This window comes from Pseudomonadota bacterium (assembly GCA_022361155.1).
In the GTDB taxonomy this organism is placed as follows: domain Bacteria; phylum Myxococcota_A; class Polyangia; order Polyangiales; family JAKSBK01; genus JAKSBK01.
The window spans coordinates 1-1,677 of sequence record JAKSBK010000591.1 but is presented as its reverse complement, the minus strand read 5'-3'; the positions used below and the strand labels follow the sequence as shown (position 1 = coordinate 1,677).

Here is a 1,677-nt window from a genome sequence, read left to right as displayed (position 1 = left end):
GTGTACCACCGTGTTTCCGAGCAGGAGCGCAGGGACGATCTGGCCGTTGGGCAGGTGGCCTGGGAAGTTGAAAGGGCCGACCACCGCGATCACACCGAGGGGGCGGTAGCGAATCTCACCGGGCAGATCGGACAGGAAGCGCGTGGCCGTGAGCTCTGCCGCCTCGCCCAGACAAAGCCCTACCTTGCCGATCATGGCGCTGACCTCACCCTCCGCCTCCCAGCGGGGCTTGCCGGCTTCGCGCATGATGGTTTCGGCGATTACGAGGCGGTTTGCCCGCAGCCGCGACCGATAGCGCTGGAGCAGGCTGCGCCGCTCGGTCGCTGGTGTGCGTCGCCAGCCTCGGAGCGCCACGCGCGCGCTTTGCACCGCCGGATCGACGTGGCTGAGACCGAAGGGATGCAGCGAGACCCGATCGTTCTGGTCGGCAGGGCTATGTACAGCGAGCTCGCCATCGATCGGCGCCGGCGACACGAAGCGGCCGTCGATGAAGTCCCCGGGTCGCAGCAGTGTTGGCTCAGGCATGCGTTCGCACTATAGCGAAGCTGCAGCGACAAACCCATGCGCGGCGAGCCTGCTCTCGAACATGGGCCTCAACAAGGGCCTCGAACATGGGCCTCAGACATGGGCCAGGAGGACTGATCATGGCAGCTTTGGAAGGCAAGGTAGCGATCGTGACGGGCGCGGGAGGTGGCATCGGTCGCGCGCACGCGATTCGATTCGCCCGGGAGGGTGCCAGCGTCATCGTGAACGACCTCGGGGGTGCGCGGGACGGCAGCGGCGCCGAGGCTGGACCAGCGCAACGCGTGGTGAAGGAAATTCGCGAGGCCGGCGGCCAAGCAGAGTCGAGCTGCGACAACGTCGGGATACCCGAAGGTGCCCAGGGCATCGTCGATTTGGCGTTGCGCTCCTTCGGAAGGCTCGACGTGCTGGTCAACAATGCGGGCATCCTGCGCGATCGTACCCTGCGCAAGATGACGGTGGAGGAGTTCGATTCCGTGATCCAGGTCCACGTGCGCGGCTCGTTTCTGTGCTTGCAGGCCGCCGCGCGCGCCATGATCGACGCTGGCCACGGGGGACGGATCATCAATACCACCAGCGTTTCGGGCCTGGTGGGGATCTTTGGCCAAGCCAACTACGCTGCAGCAAAGGCGGGGGTCTACGGGCTGACACGAGTGGCTCATCTAGAGCTCTTCGATAAGCACAAGATCACCGTCAATGCGCTGGCTCCTCTCGCCCTGACCCGCATGACCGACGATCTCCCGGCCTTTCAGGCGGTTTCCAACGCCGCGGAGCTGCTTTCGCCCGACCGCATCGCCGACGTGTGTGCGTTTCTCGCCTCCGAGGACGCCGCCGACATCTCGGGCTGCGTCGTGGCGGTGCGAGGCACCCAGGTGTGGCTCTACGAGATGGGGGAGACGGAGCCCTGCACGCCTCTGGATGGTGACGCGTGGAGCTTCAAGGAGCTTCGCTCGCGCTGGAGCGAGATCGCGAGCCGATCACGTCCCTCGGAGCCGATCACCAGGCTCGTCTAAGGGCCCGCGGAAGAATAACTCATCCATCTCACCGGTTCCGACCACCGCTGGCTATGTTGCGCCTCCTCGAAATATCCCCAATATTCCTCGTCGTTGCGCCTTGCCAACGGCGCCCGGCCCTCGGCGATACAGACGAGTTATT

2 protein-coding genes are annotated in these 1,677 nt (G+C 65.2%); one reads left to right on the top strand and one right to left on the bottom strand.

The genetic code is table 11. From position 1 onward, the window contains the following. Positions 1-525: aldehyde dehydrogenase family protein (locus tag MJD61_22205; protein MCG8557972.1), on the bottom strand; the 525-nt coding region annotated here is incomplete at its 3' end. A 119-nt stretch (positions 526-644) separates the two neighbouring features. Between MJD61_22205 and MJD61_22200 the strand changes: the two genes are divergently transcribed. Then, complete coding sequence (locus tag MJD61_22200) at positions 645-1,535, top strand: SDR family NAD(P)-dependent oxidoreductase (GenBank protein MCG8557971.1); 891 nt, start codon at positions 645-647, stop codon at positions 1,533-1,535. Positions 1,536-1,677: the final 142 nt, after the last annotated feature.